This window comes from Marinococcus sp. LNHM3E3-2.2, from assembly GCF_056034385.1.
This window is the reverse complement of sequence record NZ_JBQLIC010000005.1, coordinates 142,893-160,870: the sequence shown is the minus strand read 5'-3', so window position 1 is coordinate 160,870 and position 17,978 is coordinate 142,893. Positions and strand designations below refer to the sequence as shown.

General features: G+C 50.1%; 15 protein-coding genes. 13 read left to right on the top strand and 2 right to left on the bottom strand.

Annotation, left to right across the window (positions count from 1 at the left end; translation table 11 throughout):
• Window positions 1-2 precede the first annotated feature (2 nt).
• The 13 genes from purM to gatB all read left to right on the top strand — a co-directional run bounded on the left by purM (window position 3) and on the right by gatB (window position 16,956).
• The gene (gene purM, locus ACTRXF_RS09100) at window positions 3-1,040 is read left to right on the top strand and encodes a phosphoribosylformylglycinamidine cyclo-ligase (protein WP_474278793.1); all 1,038 of its coding nucleotides are present in this window, start codon (window positions 3-5) and stop codon (window positions 1,038-1,040) included.
• The gene (gene purN, locus ACTRXF_RS09095) at window positions 1,037-1,648 is read left to right on the top strand and encodes a phosphoribosylglycinamide formyltransferase (RefSeq protein ID WP_474278905.1); all 612 of its coding nucleotides are present in this window, start codon (window positions 1,037-1,039) and stop codon (window positions 1,646-1,648) included. The genes purM and purN overlap by 4 nt, the downstream gene beginning before the upstream one ends.
• A complete protein-coding gene (gene purH, locus ACTRXF_RS09090; RefSeq protein WP_474278791.1) occupies window positions 1,645-3,177 on the top strand; it encodes a bifunctional phosphoribosylaminoimidazolecarboxamide formyltransferase/IMP cyclohydrolase in 1,533 nt (510 codons plus the stop codon). Before purN ends, purH begins: the two co-directional genes overlap by 4 nt.
• A 92-nt stretch (window positions 3,178-3,269) precedes the next feature.
• Entirely contained in the window at window positions 3,270-4,517 is a 1,248-nt protein-coding gene (purD, locus tag ACTRXF_RS09085; RefSeq protein WP_474278789.1) for a phosphoribosylamine--glycine ligase, read from the top strand.
• 369 nt (window positions 4,518-4,886) lie between these two features.
• Window positions 4,887-6,629 carry an adenine deaminase C-terminal domain-containing protein gene (locus ACTRXF_RS09080; RefSeq protein WP_474278787.1) on the top strand — a complete coding sequence of 581 codons (1,743 nt, stop codon included), beginning with the start codon at window positions 4,887-4,889 and terminating at the stop codon, window positions 6,627-6,629.
• A 115-nt stretch (window positions 6,630-6,744) separates the two neighbouring features.
• On the top strand, window positions 6,745-7,059 hold the full coding sequence (locus tag ACTRXF_RS09075; protein WP_022793704.1) for a YerC/YecD family TrpR-related protein: 315 nt from the start codon (window positions 6,745-6,747) through the stop codon (window positions 7,057-7,059).
• A gap of 226 nt (window positions 7,060-7,285) precedes the next feature.
• Window positions 7,286-7,972, top strand: coding sequence for a heptaprenylglyceryl phosphate synthase (pcrB, locus tag ACTRXF_RS09070; protein WP_474278785.1), 687 nt, complete (start codon window positions 7,286-7,288; stop codon window positions 7,970-7,972).
• Between the two features lie 73 nt (window positions 7,973-8,045).
• On the top strand, window positions 8,046-10,268 hold the full coding sequence (pcrA, locus tag ACTRXF_RS09065; protein ID WP_474278783.1) for a DNA helicase PcrA: 2,223 nt from the start codon (window positions 8,046-8,048) through the stop codon (window positions 10,266-10,268).
• 14 nt (window positions 10,269-10,282) lie between these two features.
• Complete coding sequence (gene ligA / locus ACTRXF_RS09060; protein ID WP_474278781.1) at window positions 10,283-12,286, top strand: NAD-dependent DNA ligase LigA; 2,004 nt, start codon at window positions 10,283-10,285, stop codon at window positions 12,284-12,286.
• Window positions 12,287-12,424: 138 nt separating this feature from the next.
• The gene (locus tag ACTRXF_RS09055; protein ID WP_474278779.1) at window positions 12,425-13,627 is read left to right on the top strand and encodes a CamS family sex pheromone protein; all 1,203 of its coding nucleotides are present in this window, start codon (window positions 12,425-12,427) and stop codon (window positions 13,625-13,627) included.
• Window positions 13,628-13,737: 110 nt separating this feature from the next.
• The gene (gene gatC, locus ACTRXF_RS09050; protein WP_091615876.1) at window positions 13,738-14,028 is read left to right on the top strand and encodes an Asp-tRNA(Asn)/Glu-tRNA(Gln) amidotransferase subunit GatC; all 291 of its coding nucleotides are present in this window, start codon (window positions 13,738-13,740) and stop codon (window positions 14,026-14,028) included.
• Window positions 14,029-14,045: 17 nt separating this feature from the next.
• Window positions 14,046-15,503: an Asp-tRNA(Asn)/Glu-tRNA(Gln) amidotransferase subunit GatA gene (gene gatA / locus ACTRXF_RS09045; protein WP_474278777.1), complete on the top strand. Its 1,458-nt coding sequence runs from the start codon at window positions 14,046-14,048 to the stop codon at window positions 15,501-15,503.
• 16 nt (window positions 15,504-15,519) lie between these two features.
• Window positions 15,520-16,956 (top strand): Asp-tRNA(Asn)/Glu-tRNA(Gln) amidotransferase subunit GatB, encoded by a 1,437-nt coding sequence (gene gatB / locus ACTRXF_RS09040; protein ID WP_474278775.1) that lies wholly within the window; start codon window positions 15,520-15,522, stop codon window positions 16,954-16,956.
• 18 nt (window positions 16,957-16,974) lie between these two features.
• Here gatB and ACTRXF_RS09035 read toward each other — a convergent pair whose 3' ends face one another.
• Both ACTRXF_RS09035 and ACTRXF_RS09030 read right to left on the bottom strand, forming a co-directional pair.
• A complete protein-coding gene (locus ACTRXF_RS09035; protein WP_474262451.1) occupies window positions 16,975-17,562 on the bottom strand; it encodes a GNAT family N-acetyltransferase in 588 nt (195 codons plus the stop codon).
• A 73-nt stretch (window positions 17,563-17,635) separates the two neighbouring features.
• Window positions 17,636-17,947 carry a hypothetical protein gene (locus ACTRXF_RS09030; RefSeq protein WP_474278773.1) on the bottom strand — a complete coding sequence of 104 codons (312 nt, stop codon included), beginning with the start codon at window positions 17,945-17,947 and terminating at the stop codon, window positions 17,636-17,638.
• Window positions 17,948-17,978: the final 31 nt, after the last annotated feature.

Sequence of the window (17,978 nt, the reverse complement as noted above, 5' to 3'; positions counted from 1 at the left end):
GGATGTCTGAAGCTTACAAGCGGGCCGGTGTAGACGTTGAAGCAGGATACCAGGCGGTAGAGCGGATGAAAAAACACATTGCCCGTACTGGCCGCCCGGAAGTGATGGGGGCTCTCGGTGGTTTTGGCGGTATGTTTGATATTTCCGGACTTCCTTACAAAGAGCCCGTGCTCATATCGGGCACAGACGGTGTCGGTACGAAATTAATGCTTGCTTTTCAAATGGATAAGCACGACACGATCGGCCAGGATGTAGTGGCGATGTGTGTAAATGATATCGCCGTCCAGGGGGCCGATCCCCTCTATTTCCTGGACTATCTGGCACTGGGAAAAGCAGACCCGGAAAAAATTGAGCAGATCGTGAAAGGTGTAGCAGATGGCTGTGCGCAGGCAGGCTGTGCCATTATCGGCGGAGAAACCGCCGAGATGCCGGGAATGTACAGCGAAGAAGAATATGATCTGGCCGGGTTTGCCGTAGGTGCGGCGGAGAAAGCGGATATTCTGGCTGAATCAAAAGCGGAACCCGGAGACGCAATTATCGGGGTGGCTTCCTCAGGCGTGCACAGTAACGGATTTTCCCTTGTGCGAAAGGTTTTGTTTGAAGAGGGATTGTTTACGATGAACGACACGGTACCGCCGTTTCAGCGTCCGCTCGGAGAAGAGCTTCTCGAGCCAACGAAGATTTACGTGAATGCTGCGAAGGTAATTAAGCAGGCAGGAACAGCCAGAGGTATGGCTCATATTACCGGCGGCGGTTTTTTTGAAAATGTTCCGAGAATGCTTTCAGACGGCTGCGGCGCGATGTTTGACGTTAACAGCTGGCGACAGCCGGAGATTTTTCCCTTCATTCAAAACGAGGGTCATTTGTCTCCGGAGGATATGTTTGGCACCTTTAATATGGGCATCGGTTTAATGACGGTTGTACCAGCTGCGGAAAAAGAAAGCATGCTCGAGGCGCTGAAGCAGGCCGGGGAAGAGGCGTGGGCCATCGGGGAAGTGACTGATGGCGGCGGTGTGCAGGTGAAGGGGGCGACGTGCTGATGAAGCTCGCTTTATTTGCCTCTGGCACCGGCTCAAATGCCCGTTCATTGGTTCGTGCAGCCCGGGAGCAGAGGCTCGAAGCGGAATTTGTGCTGATTGTCTGTGACAAGCCTCAAGCCCCGGTCGTTGCCTTTGCCGAAGAAGAAGACATTCCGGTGTTCGCTTTTTCGCCGAAGGAATACGAAAACAAGGCGGCGTTTGAAACTGAAATCGTAAAGGAATTATATGCTAAAGGGGCGGAGCGGATCGTGCTTGCAGGCTACATGCGGTTAATCGGCGATACGCTGCTTACGGAATACGGCGGGCGTATGATTAATGTTCATCCGTCACTGCTTCCGGCTTTTCCTGGAAAAGATGCCATCAGGCAGGCGTGGGATGCCGGAGTAAAAGTGACCGGGGTCACGGTTCATTATGTCGATGAAGGCATGGATACTGGAAGCATCATTGCGCAGGAGCCGCTGCATGTAAAAGAGACGGATTCGCTGGGGACACTCACAGCCGGTATCCAGGCTGTCGAACACCGGCTCTATCCGGAAATTGTCCAGCAGTGGATTGCCCGTCCCCTTAAAACAGTGCAAACCAACACGGAGGGAGCCAACCATTCATGAAACGAGCATTAATTAGTGTGTCAGATAAAGAGGGCATTGTTCCCCTGGCCAAAAGCCTTGAAAAGCAGGGAATTGAAATTATCTCCACAGGAGGAACGAGCCGCGTACTTGAGGAAAGTGGTGTGCAGATCACGGGTATTTCAGACGTTACCGGCTTTCCGGAAATACTTGACGGCCGGGTGAAGACGCTGCATCCGAACATACATAGCGGACTGCTTGCCCGCCGCAGCGATGATGCTCATACAGCCCAGCTGAAGGAGCACAGCATCGAACCGATTGACCTTGTGGTAGTAAATCTGTACCCGTTCAAAAAAACGATCGAAAACCCGGACAAGTCGTTTGAGGACGCCATTGAAAACATCGACATCGGCGGCCCGACGATGCTCAGGGCCGCGGCGAAAAACTTCGAAGACGTTACGGTCGTCGTGGATCCGGACGATTATGAGCTCGTGCTTACAGAATTAAACGACAGCGGAGCGGTGTCAGCTGAGACGAACAAAAAACTTGCGGCCAAGGTTTTCCGGCACACTGCCTCCTATGACGCGTTAATTGCGGATTATTTAACCCGGGAAGCCGGAGAAAAGCATCCCGAAATGTATACCGTGACGTATGAGAAAAAGCAGGATCTGCGCTACGGCGAAAATCCTCACCAGGAGGCAGCCTTTTACCGGGAGCCGATCGGGCCGCTCAGCTCGATTGCAAATGCTTTCCAGCTGCACGGCAAAGAGCTCTCCTACAACAATATTAATGATGCTGAAGCAGCGCTCAGCATGATCCGTGAGTTTACGCACCCGGCTTCGTTAGCCGTGAAGCATATGAATCCGTGTGGGGTCGCGATTGGGGAAACACTCGAAGAAGCTTACGACAAAACGTATGCCGCAGATCCAGTCTCGATATTCGGCGGCATTGTTGCGTTTAACGGTGAAGTGACTGAGGCCATCGCAGAGAAGCTCAAGGAAATATTCCTTGAAATTGTCATCGCCCCGAGTTTTTCCCAGGAAGCTCTTGATCTGCTGACGCAGAAGAAAAATATCCGTCTGCTGACGGTAACGCTCGAGGGATTTGCAGAGCCGCGTTCGCAGCTGACATCCATTCACGGCGGTCTGCTTGTGCAGGATGAGGATACCGGTGGATTTCTGGACGCAGACGTGCGGGTGGTAACGGAGCGGGAACCGACAGAGGCCGAATGGGAAGACCTGAAGCTCGCCTGGAAGGTAGTAAAGCATGTTAAATCCAACGCGATCGTATTGACGAAAAATGTCCAGACGATAGGCATTGGGGCCGGTCAGATGAACCGGGTCGGCTCGGCGGGGATTGCCATTGACCAGGCTGGGGAAGAAGCGGTGCACAGCGCACTTGGCTCCGACGCCTTTTTCCCGATGCAGGATACGGTGGAAACAGCCGGGGAAGCGGGGATTTCAGCGATCATTCAGCCGGGCGGCTCGATCCGGGACCAGGAGTCCATCGACCGGGCCAACGAGTTGGGAATCACTATGGTGTTTACCGGTATGCGCCATTTTAAGCATTAAAATCGGCAGAAAGGTCCGGGAAATGGCTTCCCGGGCTTTTATTTGAAACCAGTGAAGCGTGAATATAACGGTTTTCGAACAGGAGGATGGCGATGAATGTCTTAGTAGTAGGAGCAGGCGGCCGGGAGCATGCCCTCGCTTATGCCTTTGCAAAAAGTGCGAGTGTGACCCGCGTGTATGCAGCGCCGGGTAATGACGGTATGGAGAATTATGCGGAATGCGTGAACATAGCGGAAAGTGATCAGGAAAGCCTGGTTGCCTTCGCAAAGGAAAAGAAGGTGGAGCTGACTGTGATCGGGCCGGAAGCCCCGCTTTTGGCCGGGCTTGCCGACCGTTTTGAGCAGGAAGGGCTGCGTGTGTTTGGTCCGGGTGAGAAAGCAGCTATGATTGAAGGAAGTAAATCCTACGCGAAAGAAGTCATGGAACGCTATCATATTCCGACCGGCGCCTATGCTTCATTTTCAAAATATGAAGAAGCAGAGGCTTATGTACGCCGCCAGGGAGCGCCGATTGTTATTAAAGCAGACGGTCTGGCTGCCGGGAAAGGGGTCACCGTGGCGATGACCGAAGCCGAAGCGCTGCAGGCGCTCGAAGAAGTACTGAAAGACCACAAGTTCGGCGAAGCGGGAGCCGAAGTAGTCATTGAAGAATTTTTAGAGGGCGAAGAACTGTCTTTAATGGCTTTTGTACACGGTGAAACGGTCGTGCCAATGGTAGCTGCGCAGGACCATAAACGTGCATATGATAACGACGAAGGGCCCAATACCGGAGGAATGGGTGCTTACAGTCCCGTTCCTCAATTTACTCAAAAAGACATCGATGAAGCGGTGGAAAAAGTACTCCAGCCGGCAGCCTCCGGCCTGATGGAGGAAGGCGCGCCGTTCACCGGTGTCCTATATGCCGGATTAATGATGACGTCTGCAGGACCGAAAGTGATTGAGTTTAATGCGAGGTTTGGTGACCCGGAGGCGCAGGTCGTGCTTCCGCGACTCGAATCGGATCTGGCAGAACTTTTGGTAACCCTCCTCGACGGAGGCAGGCCGGAGCCAGTCTGGTCGGAAGAAGCGGTACTCGGAGTAGTGGCTGCTTCTAAAGGCTATCCGGGCACCTATGAAAAGAACTGTCCCATCCATCATGTGCCGGAAAGCCCTCTTCTTTTTTTCGCTGGAGTGGAAAAAAAGAACGGCGTATATGTAAACAGCGGCGGCCGGGTGCTGCTGCTTTCAGAGAAAGCTGCGACCCTCGGGGAAGCGAAGGCACAGGTATATGAAAAAATGAAGGAACTCGATACGGGTAATTTATTTTACCGCACCGATATTGGTTTCCGGGCTCTGCAATAATGAAAAGCAAAACTGTTTCTGCCGTCAGCAGAAACAGTTTTTTTATGAGCTTTGCAAAGCGAATATGAAATTTATGTTATATTTCCTGTCATTTTCTTTCTCCCGGGCAAAGGATTCTGTTACAATGAGCAGGATAAAAATATTAGTACAGTTTTATCGGTTTTTTAATAAAATTTCCTAATATTTTAAGTGAATTCTGACAATTAACTGAAACTGTTTCACTATTTTTGTGAAATCATGAAAACAGTTGTAAAAAAGGAAAACGTTTCAAAATTGTCACCTGAAAATATAAAAAAGCGTTTACATTTGTGATATGATAGGGAAAATGAAATCGAGCAACGAACTGTGTGCAGGAGGAGAGATGTTTGGATGGCAAATAAGCTGTATCATTGGAGCAAATCAACATTGAGAGACCATCTTTCCGTGATGAGGGGCGAAACAGCTCCCTCTATTATTTTAAAAGATGCAACATACTTAAATAGTGCCCGCAAAAGCTGGAGCCGCGGCCACATATGGATATATGACGACCGTATTATGTACGCCGGGCCTGAATGGCCGGAGAAAACAGACGGATCGGAAATCGTCGACTGCAGCGAAAAATGGGTGGTGCCGGGTTATATTGAACCACATGCCCACCCGTTCCAGCTGTACAGCCCGCAGACATTGGCGGAGTATGCGTCCGTGCGTGGAACGACTACACTTGTGAACGATAATTTGTTTTTGTTTTTAAATATGGAGAAATACCAGGCGCTTTCTGCCATTGAAGATCTTGGGGAGCTTCCTACGTCCATGTTCTGGTGGGCCCGGTACGATTCCCAGACAGAGCTGGAGGAAGAAGACCGGTGGTTTTCGCCGTCGAACATGAAGGACTGGCTGGAGCATCCGCTCGTCGTCCAGGGGGGAGAGCTGACCTCGTGGCCTAAAGTGATGACCGGCAACGATACGATCCTGCACTGGATGCAATACACGAAGGAACTGAATAAGCCGATTGAAGGACACCTTCCGGGCTCCTCGGTATCGACGATTACGCAGATGGCACTGCTCGGCGTGGATGGCGAGCATGAAGCGATGACAGCAGAGGAAGCGCTTCGCCGGCTGGATGCAGGTCTCGTCACATCGCTGCGCTACTCTTCGATCCGGCCGGACCTTCCGGACATGATCGAAGGGCTGCTTGAGGCCGGAATCACGGACTTTCGCCGTTTTACGCTGAATACTGACGGGTCCACCCCGGCCTTTTATAAAGAAGGTGTTATTGACCGGACCATTCAAATCTGCCTGGACAAGGGCGTGCCCGAAATCGATGCGTATGAAATGGGCTCGTATAATGCGGCGGTTCACCTGGGTCTCGATAATTTGATCGGCATGATTGCCCCGGGGCGGCTTGCCCATCTGAATATTTTATCGGATAAACGCGAGCCTAAGCCTGAAGCCGTGCTTGCTAAAGGCCAGTGGGTATACAGGAATGAAACGAACCTGTATCCGAAAAAGCCCTTCGAATGGGAAAAGTACGGGGTGACCCCGCTTGAAATTGAGTGGGAATTAAAGGACAGCGACTTTCACTTTTCGATGCCGATGGGAATCGAGCTGATGAATTCCGTTATTTTAAAGCCTTACCATATCGGTATTGAAGCAAACAATGATGAGCTGTGGAAAACCCACGACGAGTCCTTTTTCATGGTCGTTGACCGGTACGGAAAATGGCGCGTTAATACGATCTTAAAAGGGTTTGCAACCAAGGTGGACGGATTCGCGTCCTCCTTTAATAACAATGGTGATATTATTATGATCGGCAAGCATAAGGAAGATATGCAAAAAGCAGCCGAAGAACTCATCAAAAATAAAGGCGGGATTTTTCTCGTCGAGGACGGGGAAGTGGTGGAGCATATTTCCCTGGATATTTTCGGCCTGATGTCCTCGAAGCCGATGGAAGAGGTTATTGTTGAGCATGAAAAAATGGTAGCCGCGCTGAAAACCCGGGGCTATCCGCATGAGGATCCGGTTTATTCTCTCTTATTTTTTGCAGCGACTCATCTCCCGTATATCAGGGTTACGCAAAAAGGTATATATGACGTTCATAAAAAAATGGTACTCTTTCCTGCCATTATGCGTTAAACTGTAAAAGTAGGTACTGATATCAGCTAGTTTCAGCCTGGATGAAACTGTTTTGCGCGTCGCTTTATGAATAAATACCTTCGTCTGTCACGTAGCCAAAAAGGAGTGTAGTGTGTTGCAGATTGACAAATTAAGGGGGAAAGAGCTCGATCAGCTCTTTCAGGCGATCCTTTCGTTAAAAAATATCGATGAGTGCTATGAATTTTTTGACGATCTATGCACGATTAATGAAATTCAATCACTTGCCCAGCGGCTTGAAGTAGCAAGAATGCTTCAGCACGGGTATACGTATCACAAAATTGAACTGGAAACCGGTGCAAGCACCGCAACCATATCAAGGGTGAAACGGTGCCTGAATTATGGAAACGACAGTTATCAAATGACTCTCGACCGTGTGCATGATGAAAAACAGGAACAGGACTCACAATAGAGCGTACAGACAGACGCGTATAAAACTCCCGCCGGACTGCCGGATGGGAGTTTTTTTGCGGGGGAAACGGTATAAGTTTATTTAGGAACTGCGGTGGATTTGGTATAATGAAAGACTGAGGAACGAAAAGCGGAAAGGCCCGGAAGGTTTGGCCGTTTCAGATCTTAGCAGCTTCAAATCGGAGCCTGTCTGGGCTTATCTATTTGTATAAAGGGAGTACGTCAGGATGCTATCATATTCAGAATGGAAACATGTCTTTAAGCTGGATCCGGCGAAAGCGATCAGCGACGAGAATTTAGAACAAATATGTGAGTCGGGAACAGACGCGGTCATTGTGGGAGGAAGCGACGGGGTTACCCTTGATAATACATTGAATCTTCTGGCCCGGGTGCGTCGGTTTCCAGTTGCCTGTGCGCTTGAAATCTCAAATATAGAAGCGGTGACCCCCGGCTTTGACTGCTACCTCGTGCCGACTGTGTTAAATGCAGGAGATGCCCGCTGGATTACTGGGCTGCATCAGCAGGCACTGAAGGAAATGGGCCCCGCGCTCGAGCAGGAGGAAGTACTAGCGGAAGGATACTGTATTTTAAATCCGGATGCCAAGGCAGCAGTATTAACAGAGGCCAGGGCGGAACAGACGGACGAAGATATTGAAGCATATGCCGCGATGGCTGACCGGCTGTTTCATCTTCCGATTTTTTATATAGAATACAGCGGCACATATGGCGACGTGCGAATGGTTCAGAAAGCACGGGAAGCGTTACACGAAGCAAGGCTCTTTTACGGCGGCGGTATCCGTTCAAAAGAGCAGGCAGCGGAAATGGCCGCTTACGCAGATACCATCGTAGTCGGAGATATTGTGTATGAGGATGTAAAGAGAGCAGTGCAGACCGTCAAAGCGGTCAGGCCGTAGCGTGAATCAAAAATATTCGGTATACTAAAACAGGAACGTATGTTCCTTAATACTTATGAAAGGTGGTGGCATCATGCAGCGACAAATCATTGAGCGCATGTTATCCGGAATGAACGAGCCGCAGAAACAAGCGGTGCAGCACACAGAAGGTCCGCTTCTGGTTATGGCCGGGGCAGGAAGCGGAAAAACCCGGGTGTTGACCCACCGGATTGCTTACTTAATTAGAGAAAAAATGATCCCGCCCTATGCAATTCTTGCGATTACTTTTACAAATAAAGCTGCCAAAGAAATGAAGGAGCGTGTCGGCAAACTCGTCGGACCGGTGGCCGAGGATATTTGGATGTCAACCTTTCACTCGATGTGCGTCCGCATTCTCCGCCGGGATATCGACCGGATCGGCTATAACCGGAACTTTTCGATACTGGATTCAAGCGACCAACTGTCTGTTATCAAGCAAATCTTAAAGGATCAGAATATCGACTCGAAAAAATTTGAACCACGGGCGATCCTTGGCATGATTTCGTCCAATAAAAATGTGCTTGAAACACCGAAGCAGTTTGCAGAAAGAGCAGAAGGGCCGTTCGAAGAAATTGCAGCGGATGTGTATAAAGAGTACCAGCGGCGGCTCCGGAACAACCACGCCCTTGACTTTGACGATCTGATCATGAAAACGATCCAGCTGTTTGAAGACGTGCCGGAGGTGCTGCAGTTTTATCAGCGGAAATTCCAGTACATTCATGTGGACGAATACCAGGATACCAACCGGGCGCAGTACATGCTCGTGAATATGCTCGCAGCAAAGCGTCACAACCTCTGCGTTGTAGGGGATTCAGACCAGTCCATCTACAAATGGCGCGGGGCGGATATACAAAATATCCTTTCCTTTGAGCGGGACTATTCGGAAGCAGTTACGATTTTCCTCGAACAGAACTACCGGTCGACGAAAACGATTCTGCGCGCGGCAAATGAAGTGATTAAAAACAATGCCGGGCGTAAAGAAAAAACGCTTTGGACGTCGAATCCGGACGGGGAAAATATCTACTATTTTCAGGCCTCCAACGAACGCGACGAAGCGTATTACGTAGTGGATAAAATCAAAGAAATTACGAGAAAGAAGGATATACGCCACGGTGATATTGCCGTTTTATACCGGACAAACGCGCAGTCCCGTGTGATTGAGGAAATGTTTGTAAAATCAGGCGTGGAGTACAACATGATTGGCGGCACCAAGTTCTATGACCGAAAAGAAATTAAAGACCTGCTCGGCTATCTGCGGACGGTGGCAAATCCGGATGACGACATCAGCCTCGGGCGGATTGTAAATGTGCCTAAAAGAGGCATCGGAGCTTCCACGATGGAAAAGGTGACAAAGTATGCTGCGAGTCAGGATATTTCCCTCATCCATGCGTTGCAGGAGGCCGATCAGATTGGTCTTGGCGCCGGGCCGGTTAAAAAGCTGCAGTCCTTTGCCGAGCAGATGAAGCATTGGATGCAGATGCAGGACTACCTTTCGGTCACCGAACTGGTCGAAGAACTGCTGGAGAAAACCGGCTACCGGGAAGCATTGAAAAATGAACGCTCGCTGGAGTCGCAGAGCCGCCTCGAGAACCTCGAAGAATTTATGACAGTCGCCCAGGAATTTGAAAAACGGAGCGAGGACAAATCGTTAATTTCCTTTTTAACGGATCTGGCACTTGTGGCTGACCTAAATGAAAATGATGACACCGACGTGCGGGACAAGGTAGCTATGATGACCCTGCACTCCGCCAAGGGACTGGAATTCCCGACCGTATTTCTTATTGGGATGGAAGAAGGAATCTTCCCGCACAATCGCTCACTGTTTGAGCCCGAAGAGATGGAAGAGGAGCGCAGGCTCGCCTACGTTGGAATGACCCGGGCCGAGCAGGAGCTTCACCTGACCCACGCTTCCATGCGGATGCAGTACGGACGAACGCAGGCAAACCCAATGTCGCGGTTCATTCAGGAGCTCCCACAGGAGCTGATTTCCGGGCGTGAAGAAAAGCAGCAGAATTCCGCCGGCGGGAAAACGGCTTCCCCGTTTGAACGGAAGCGCCAGGCCGCGACGGCTGCACCCCGGGAAAGCAAAGCACCGACGCCAAGCGGCGGCAGTGACCTTTCCTGGAATATTGGCGACAAGGCTAAGCACAAAAAATGGGGAACCGGCACCGTTGTCAGCGTACGAGGTGAAGGCAACGACATGGAACTCGATATTGCTTTTCCGAGCGAAGGTGTCAAGCGGCTGATGGCCACGTTTGCCCCAATTGAAAAAGCGTAGAAAGGACGAAGCCGATGGAGAGAAAGCAAGCAGAAGAACGTGTAGAACAACTCCGTGAGCTGTTGGATAAATACGGCTATTATTACTATGTCAAAGATAATCCAATCGTGCCGGATGCTGAATACGATGAACGGCTGCAGGAGCTGATCCAGCTTGAAAATGATTTTCCGGATCTGCAGGCTCCCGATTCTCCGACGGTCCGGGTTGGAGGAGCGCCCCTGGAAGGCTTTCGCAAGGTGCAGCACCGGATTCCGATGCTGAGCCTCGGAAATGCCTTCAACGAACAGGATGTGCGTGACTTTGACAGGCGGGTGCGCCAGGTGACCGGTGACAATGTGGAATACGTGTGCGAGCTGAAAATAGACGGCCTGGCCGTATCGCTTTCCTATGAGGATGGACGCTTTGTGCTCGGGGCGACCCGGGGCGACGGCACAACCGGAGAGGATATTACCCATAACCTGAAAACGGTCCGGGCGATCCCTCTGCGTCTTGAAGAAGCAGTGGATATTGAAGTGCGCGGAGAAGTGTTTATGCCGGAGCGCTCGTTTCTCAGTCTGAATGAAGACAAGGAAAAGAATGGAGAAGAGCCGTTTGCCAACCCGCGCAACGCAGCTGCGGGTTCCCTCAGGCAGCTTGACCCGAAAATTGCGGCCAAGCGAAACCTGGATATTTTTCTGTATGGTGCCGGCAACGATGATGAGCTGGATGTGAATACGCACGCCGAATCGCTTTATTTTATGGATCAGCTCGGGTTCAAAGTGAACCCGGAAACGAAAAAATGCCGAACCATTGAAGAAGTACTGGAATTTGTAGACTACTGGACGGAAAACCGCAACGGGCTCTCCTATGAAATCGATGGCATCGTTATCAAGGTGGACGATCTAGGCCAACGGGAGGACCTGGGCTTTACAGCAAAAAGTCCACGCTGGGCGACGGCCTATAAATTTCCGGCAGAAGAAAAGGTGACGACGCTCGAGGATATTATTTTAAGCGTTGGACGTACCGGCGTAGTGACCCCAACGGCGAAGCTGACGCCGGTTCAGGTGGCAGGAACGACAGTGCAGCGGGCTTCGCTTCATAATGAAGATCTGATACGGGAAAAGGGAATCAAACTCGGAGACCAGATTGTCGTTAAAAAAGCCGGAGATATTATTCCGGAGGTCGTGCGGGTGCTAACCGAGCTCCGCGAAGGAAATGAAAGGGAATTTGAAATGCCCACAGAATGCCCCTCCTGCGGGACAGAGCTTGTACGTCTCGAAGAGGAAGTGGCTCTTCGCTGCATGAATCCAAACTGCCCGGCACAGCTGCAGGAAGCGTTGATTCATTTTGTCTCCCGGGGGGCGATGAATATCGATGGCCTCGGAGAAAAGGTGATTCAGCAGCTGTTTTCGCATCAATTAGTCTCTGGGATTGAAGACATTTATAAGCTCGACCGGAATGAACTGCTTGAGCTTGAACGCATGGGAGAAAAATCCGTTGATAATCTTTTGAGAGCGATTGAAGCGTCCAAGGAAAATTCACTGGAACGCTTACTGTTCGGCCTCGGCATCCGGTTTGTCGGCTCCAAAGCAGCCCGGACGCTGGCGGAAGAATTCGGTACGATGGAGGCGCTTGAACAGGCAGATAAAGACCAGCTTCTTGCCATTTATGATATTGGTGAGAAGGTAGCAGATTCCATTGTCAGTTATTTTGAACAGGAAAACGTTTCGGTATTGCTCGGCGAGCTGCGCCGGCTCGGGTTGAATATGGAATATAAAGGCCCGCGGAAATCTGAACAGGCAACAGATACTGTGTTCAGCGGTAAAACGGTCGTTCTTACCGGCAGGCTGCAGGAATTAACCCGCAAGGACGCCAAGGAACGTATTGAGGCACTGGGTGGAAAGGTTACCGGCAGCGTCAGCAGCAATACGGATATCGTGGTCGCAGGAGAAGAAGCCGGCTCTAAATTGGAAAAAGCGAGAGAACTGGACGTGACCGTCTGGGACGAACAGCAGTTAATTGAGCAGACAAGTGAATAAAAAGAAGATAAAAGTAGCTTGTTTCACTCGGGCATACCTTCTAAGATAGAGATGGGAAAGAAAAAAATATAAGCCTCTGGACGCACAAAAGAGGAAAAATATCTGGAAGGAAACGCCGGGAATGGAGGAAATGATATTATGCGGAAAAGAGCCGGCCTTGTTATAGCTGCTTCCGTGTTTGCATTATCAGGATGCGGGTTGTTTGGCGGGGGTGAATCAGAATCAGAGAACTCTCAGCCGGAATCAGAGGAAGAGCTGTCGCTTAGCGCCGGCATTCCAAGTCTGGATGAGTACTACCGGGCGGTGCTCACTGACGATGGCCAATACGTCACAGGTGAATCCCGGGGGCTCAGTAATTCCATTGTTTATAACCGCTTTGATCTGGAGCGGATGGAAATAGGCATGCAGGAGCTTGCTTCGGAAGAGTTCAGTCAGGATAACTACTATTTCCGGGAAGGCCAGGTCATTGAACGCAGTGAGTTAAATAACTGGCTGCTGCGGGAAGGCGAAGAAGGCGACGGGGAACCAACGACGAGACCGAGAGGGCTGAATCCGCCGCTTGCCGGGAGTGAAGGAGACGAGTTTGAGGAACGCGAACGCGGTGAACCGAGAACAATGTCCAACCTGCTTGAACATAACTACATGGAAGAGGGAAGCGACGGCCTTGAACTTGGCGGTATTGTCATTGGGCTGTCGATGAATGAAACATATTACTTCCGCGAGGAATATGAAGACGGTACATACGGCCCGTGGCTTGAAGAGTCCATCAGTGAAGAAAACGCTCTTGAGGACGCGCAGCGTATTGCAGAGGAAATTACCCAGCGCCTGCGAAACGACGAACGCGATAATGCAGACCAGATTGAAGAAGTGCCGATCATGTTTACCGTCTTCCAGGAGGCACCGAGAGACTCGAGCGTGCCGGGAACGTTTATTGCAACCGGTATGGCTGATCCGGGACAGGATCCCGGAAACTGGAATGAATTAAATGAATCAAACTATTTGTTCCCGTCTTCGGAAGCAGAAGAAAATAACCGTTCTGATTCCGAAATGTTCGATGAGTTTAGTAATGAAGTGAACAGCTTTTTTGACAATACAGTCGGTGTAGTTGGAGAAGGTCATTACGTTAATGGTGAACTCGACAGCCTGACGATTGATATTCCAATTCAATTTTACAGTAAAACAGAAATTATTGCCTTCACCCAGCACGTGGCGGATAAGACAGAAGACATTTTTCCAAACGGTCTTGAAGTGGAAGTGAATATTAATTCCTCCTCCGGTCAGGAAGCGTTAATTACGAATGAACCGGGAGAAGATATGTACGTTCACGTATACAATGAGTAATTTGTGAGCGCGGGAAGTGGGCACAGTTGCCCGCTTTCCTTTTTCTTTGATATGATCAGAGTATTGTCCCAACAGAAGAACGATAGAAGCATTCAAAGGAGGAAAAACTGATGGCTCATATTTCAAAAGAAGATGTGGAGCACGTGGCCCATCTCGCACGACTTTCCGTTTCTGATGAGGATTTGGAAAAACTGACCGAAGAGCTTGATGCGATCATTGGATTTGCTGAACAGCTTGATGAACTCGATACGACTGACGTGGAGCCGACATCCCACGTATTGGATATTCACAACGTACTGCGTGAAGATACCATTCAACCATCGCTTGACCGGGAGGAAGCATTAAAAAATGCGCCGGACCAAAAAGACGGCCAGGTGAAAGTACCATCCGTGCTGGAGTAAAAGAAGGGAGATAACGTATGTCCATTTTGGAAGAAAGTGTAGCGTCGTTACATACGAAGATAAAAAACCAGGAAGTAGCTGTCACCGAACTGGTGGAAGCTTCATTTGCCCGTATCCGTGAAGTAGATACAGACGTAAAAGCGTTTTTAACGTTAAATGAAGAACGGGCACTCGAGCAGGCTGAAAAGCTCGACAAGCTTATTCAAAACGGTGGCGAGGTGCCGTTTTTGTTTGGCATGCCGGCAGGTATTAAAGACAATATTATCACCGAGGACCTTCGGACCACCTGCGCAAGTCAGCTGCTTGCAAACTTTGATCCGGTTCATAATGCGACCGTGATGGATAAACTCGGAGAAGCAGAAACGGTCACCGTCGGGAAACTGAACATGGACGAATTCGCCATGGGGTCCTCGACGGAAAACTCCGGCGTGCAGGAAACGAGAAACCCGTGGAACACCGATTACGTTCCGGGCGGTTCGAGCGGCGGCTCAGCAGCCTCTGTGGCAGCCGGCGAAGTGCTGTTTTCGTTAGGCTCTGATACAGGAGGATCCATCCGCCAGCCCGCTTCCTATTGCGGAGTTGTCGGCTTGAAGCCTACCTACGGACGCGTATCTCGTTACGGTCTTGTTGCTTTTGCTTCTTCCCTGGATCAGATCGGCCCGCTCACCCGTTCGGTTGAAGATAATGCTTACGTACTGCAGCAGATTGCCGGTCATTCGGAAAACGATTCGACCTCCGCAGATGTGCAGGTACCAAATTATCTGGAAGCACTAGGCAGGAACGTTAAAGGCCTGAAAATTGGCGTGCCGTCCGAATACATCGGGGAAGGCGTGGATGAAGGCGTTAAAGAGCGTGTGCTTGAAGCTTTGAAAGTCCTCGAAGAACAGGGAGCAGTATGGGAGGAAGTCTCCCTTCCGCATTCAAAATACGCAGTCGCTGCGTACTATTTAATTGCTTCTTCAGAGGCTTCAGCCAACCTGGCCCGCTTTGACGGTGTCCGCTACGGCGTTCGCGATGAAAACGCGAAGGACCTGGTGGAAATGTACAAAGAAACCCGCAGCAAAGGCTTCGGCGAAGAAGTGAAGCGCCGGATTATGCTTGGAACCTTTGCTTTGAGCGCCGGTTATTATGATGCGTACTACAAGAAGGCCCAGCAGGTACGTACACTCATCCGACGGGACTTTGAAAAAGTGTTTGCCGACTATGATGTTATTGTCGGGCCGACAGCGCCGACAACTGCGTTTAAACTCGGGGAGCAGCTTGATGATCCGCTCACGATGTACGCCAACGACATTCTAACCATTCCTGTAAACCTGGCTGGTATTCCGGCGATTTCTGTGCCGTGCGGCTTCTCGGACAATATGCCGGTTGGCCTGCAGATTATAGCCAAGCCGTTTGCTGAAGAAACGATCTATACAGTTGCCCACGCCTTTGAACAGGCAACTGAACACCATAAAGCCAGACCGGAATTATAGGGGAGGAACCAGGACCATGAACTTTGAAACAATCATTGGACTCGAAGTCCATGCAGAGTTAAAAACAAATACAAAGATTTTCTGCAACTGCTCAACCGAATTTGGTGCTCCTCCGAATACGCATACGTGCCCGGTCTGCCTGGGCCATCCAGGAGTGCTGCCGGTTTTGAATGAGCAGGCGGTCAACTATGCCATGAAAGCAGCGCTTGCATTAAACTGCGATATCGCCGCAGAAACGAAATTCGACCGTAAAAACTACTTTTATCCCGACAATCCGAAAGCTTATCAAATTTCCCAGTTTGACCAGCCAATCGGAGAAAACGGGTGGATTGACATTGAAACAGAAGAAAACGGACCGAAGCGTATCGGTATTACCCGTATTCACATGGAAGAAGATGCCGGAAAACTCACGCACGACGAAGACGGCGGCCACTCTCTGGTTGACTTTAACCGTGTTGGCACACCTCTGATTGAAATTGTGTCAGAGCCGGATATTACGACGCCGGAGGAAGGCTACGCTTATTTGGAAAAATTAAAAGCGATTCTGCAGTATACCGACGTTTCCGACTGCAAAATGGAAGAAGGATCGCTCCGTTGTGATGCGAACATTTCCATCCGTCCGGCAGGCCAGGAGGAATTTGGCACGAAAACTGAGCTGAAGAACCTGAACTCATTTACGAATGTGCAAAAAGGACTGGCATTTGAAGAAGAACGTCAGGAAAAAGAACTGCTTTCTGGCGGGGAAGTACTGCAGGAAACGCGCCGGTGGGATGACGCGAAAAAAGAAACAATTCTGATGCGTATCAAAGAAGGCTCGGATGATTACCGTTACTTCCCGGAACCGGATCTGGTCACGTACTATATCGACGAAGACTGGAAATCACGAATCATGTCATCAATTCCTGAACTTCCGGACGCACGGAAGAAGCGTTATATCGAGGACTTCGGTCTTTCCGAATACGATGCATCAGTATTGGTGCAGTCCAAGGCCATCGCAGACTTTTTCCAGGAAACTGTTGATGCCGGAGCGGACAGCAAGCTTACAGCCAACTGGCTGATGGGCGAGATAAGCGGCTATTTAAACAACAACGATATGGATATCGACGAGACGGCTCTCACGCCGAAGTCGCTTGCCAAGCTGATTGAACTCATTGAAAAAGGCACCATTTCAAGCAAAATTGCCAAGCAGGTTTTTGCAGATGTAATGGAGCAGGGCGGCGATCCGGAACAGATCGTAAAAGATAAAGGGCTTATGCAGATCTCTGATGAAGGAGAGCTGAAGCAGGTAGTTGACGGCATATTGGATAACAATCCGCAGTCGATTGAAGACTACAAAAATGGAAAAGACAAAGCGCTCGGCTTCTTAGTCGGCCAGGTGATGAAGGAAACGAAAGGGAAAGCCAATCCGCAGATGGTAAACTCTTTAATTCTTGAAGGCATGGAACAGCGCTAAACAGAAAACCCCGCAGATTTAAACCTGCGGGGTTTTTGTATGCTCCATTCCGGGCCCGAGAATAGCTGGAAGCCAGAAGCGCGAACGCATCGTATAGACAACGTGATCGACATAATGGTCGTACAGCCATTCGGCATTGCGCACATATTTATATTTTTCAAAGCCGAGCCGCTCCGGAATTGAACGACTGGGACGGTTATTTGGAGCGACACAAATATCCACACGCCGGAGATGAATATCCCGAAAGGCATAATCAGTCAATGTCTGTACCGCCCGGGTCATAATGCCTCTTCCCTGAAAGGGGGCGGCGAGCCAGTAGCCAATGACAGTGCGCCGGGTGAGCCGGTACACGTGGTTGAAGCTGATCGCCCCGGCGAGCCTGCCTTCGTACCAGATACCAAACGTGTAGGAGGTGCCGCGGCGGGCAAGTTTAGCCCGGTGTTCAAAAAAACGGAGTACATCGCGCAGCTCGCGTGTTTTATCCACCCAGGGCAGCCAATGACGCAGGTATGAACGATTATCATCCACCAGCTGCAGATAATCGGCAGCGTCCTTATCTTTAAACGGACGAAGGTATATTTGGGAATCCACGGTAAACTCAGCCATTTTTTATCCCCTCCGTAAACTATAGGTGGAGAGTATTTTCCCGATATTTTGCCGAATATAACCCATTTTCTGTTCACGCAGAAAGCCTGGCCCATTCGTGCAGCCGCCAGCGCATGTACACAAACTGATTCGGAGAAACGTGCTGAAACGTATCAATTAAAAGACCATAACAAACAGGCTCTTCCTCTAGTGCTTCCTTAAGGATGGCAGGGTGTTTGTGCCAGAGTGTACCCATCATTTCAATATAAGGGAGACGGGCACCAATAAGGGCGACTTGTTCAAACACCTGATCGCGGAGCTGGCAGAGCTCGGCTGGATCATCTGCATGATCCAGCTGGTACAAAAATTGATCTACAAAGTAAGCAATATGTTGATCCGGATGCATGGCTGCTCCTCCAATGCCGATAAATGGTCAG

Excerpts from the sequence above, each read along its gene's own strand:
- purM (WP_474278793.1), top strand. The coding sequence starts at position 3 with ATGTCTGAAGCTTACAAGCGGGCCGGTGTAGACGTTGAAGCAGGATAC.
- purH (WP_474278791.1), top strand. The coding sequence starts at position 1,645 with ATGAAACGAGCATTAATTAGTGTGTCAGATAAAGAGGGCATTGTTCCC.
- purD (WP_474278789.1), top strand. The coding sequence starts at position 3,270 with ATGAATGTCTTAGTAGTAGGAGCAGGCGGCCGGGAGCATGCCCTCGCT.
- ACTRXF_RS09080 (WP_474278787.1), top strand. The coding sequence starts at position 4,887 with ATGGCAAATAAGCTGTATCATTGGAGCAAATCAACATTGAGAGACCAT.
- pcrB (WP_474278785.1), top strand. The coding sequence starts at position 7,286 with ATGCTATCATATTCAGAATGGAAACATGTCTTTAAGCTGGATCCGGCG.
- pcrA (WP_474278783.1), top strand. The coding sequence starts at position 8,046 with ATGCAGCGACAAATCATTGAGCGCATGTTATCCGGAATGAACGAGCCG.
- ligA (WP_474278781.1), top strand. The coding sequence starts at position 10,283 with ATGGAGAGAAAGCAAGCAGAAGAACGTGTAGAACAACTCCGTGAGCTG.
- ACTRXF_RS09055 (WP_474278779.1), top strand. The coding sequence starts at position 12,425 with ATGCGGAAAAGAGCCGGCCTTGTTATAGCTGCTTCCGTGTTTGCATTA.
- gatC (WP_091615876.1), top strand. The coding sequence starts at position 13,738 with ATGGCTCATATTTCAAAAGAAGATGTGGAGCACGTGGCCCATCTCGCA.
- gatA (WP_474278777.1), top strand. The coding sequence starts at position 14,046 with ATGTCCATTTTGGAAGAAAGTGTAGCGTCGTTACATACGAAGATAAAA.
- gatB (WP_474278775.1), top strand. The coding sequence starts at position 15,520 with ATGAACTTTGAAACAATCATTGGACTCGAAGTCCATGCAGAGTTAAAA.
- ACTRXF_RS09035 (WP_474262451.1), bottom strand. The coding sequence starts at position 17,562 with ATGGCTGAGTTTACCGTGGATTCCCAAATATACCTTCGTCCGTTTAAA.
- ACTRXF_RS09030 (WP_474278773.1), bottom strand. The coding sequence starts at position 17,947 with ATGCATCCGGATCAACATATTGCTTACTTTGTAGATCAATTTTTGTAC.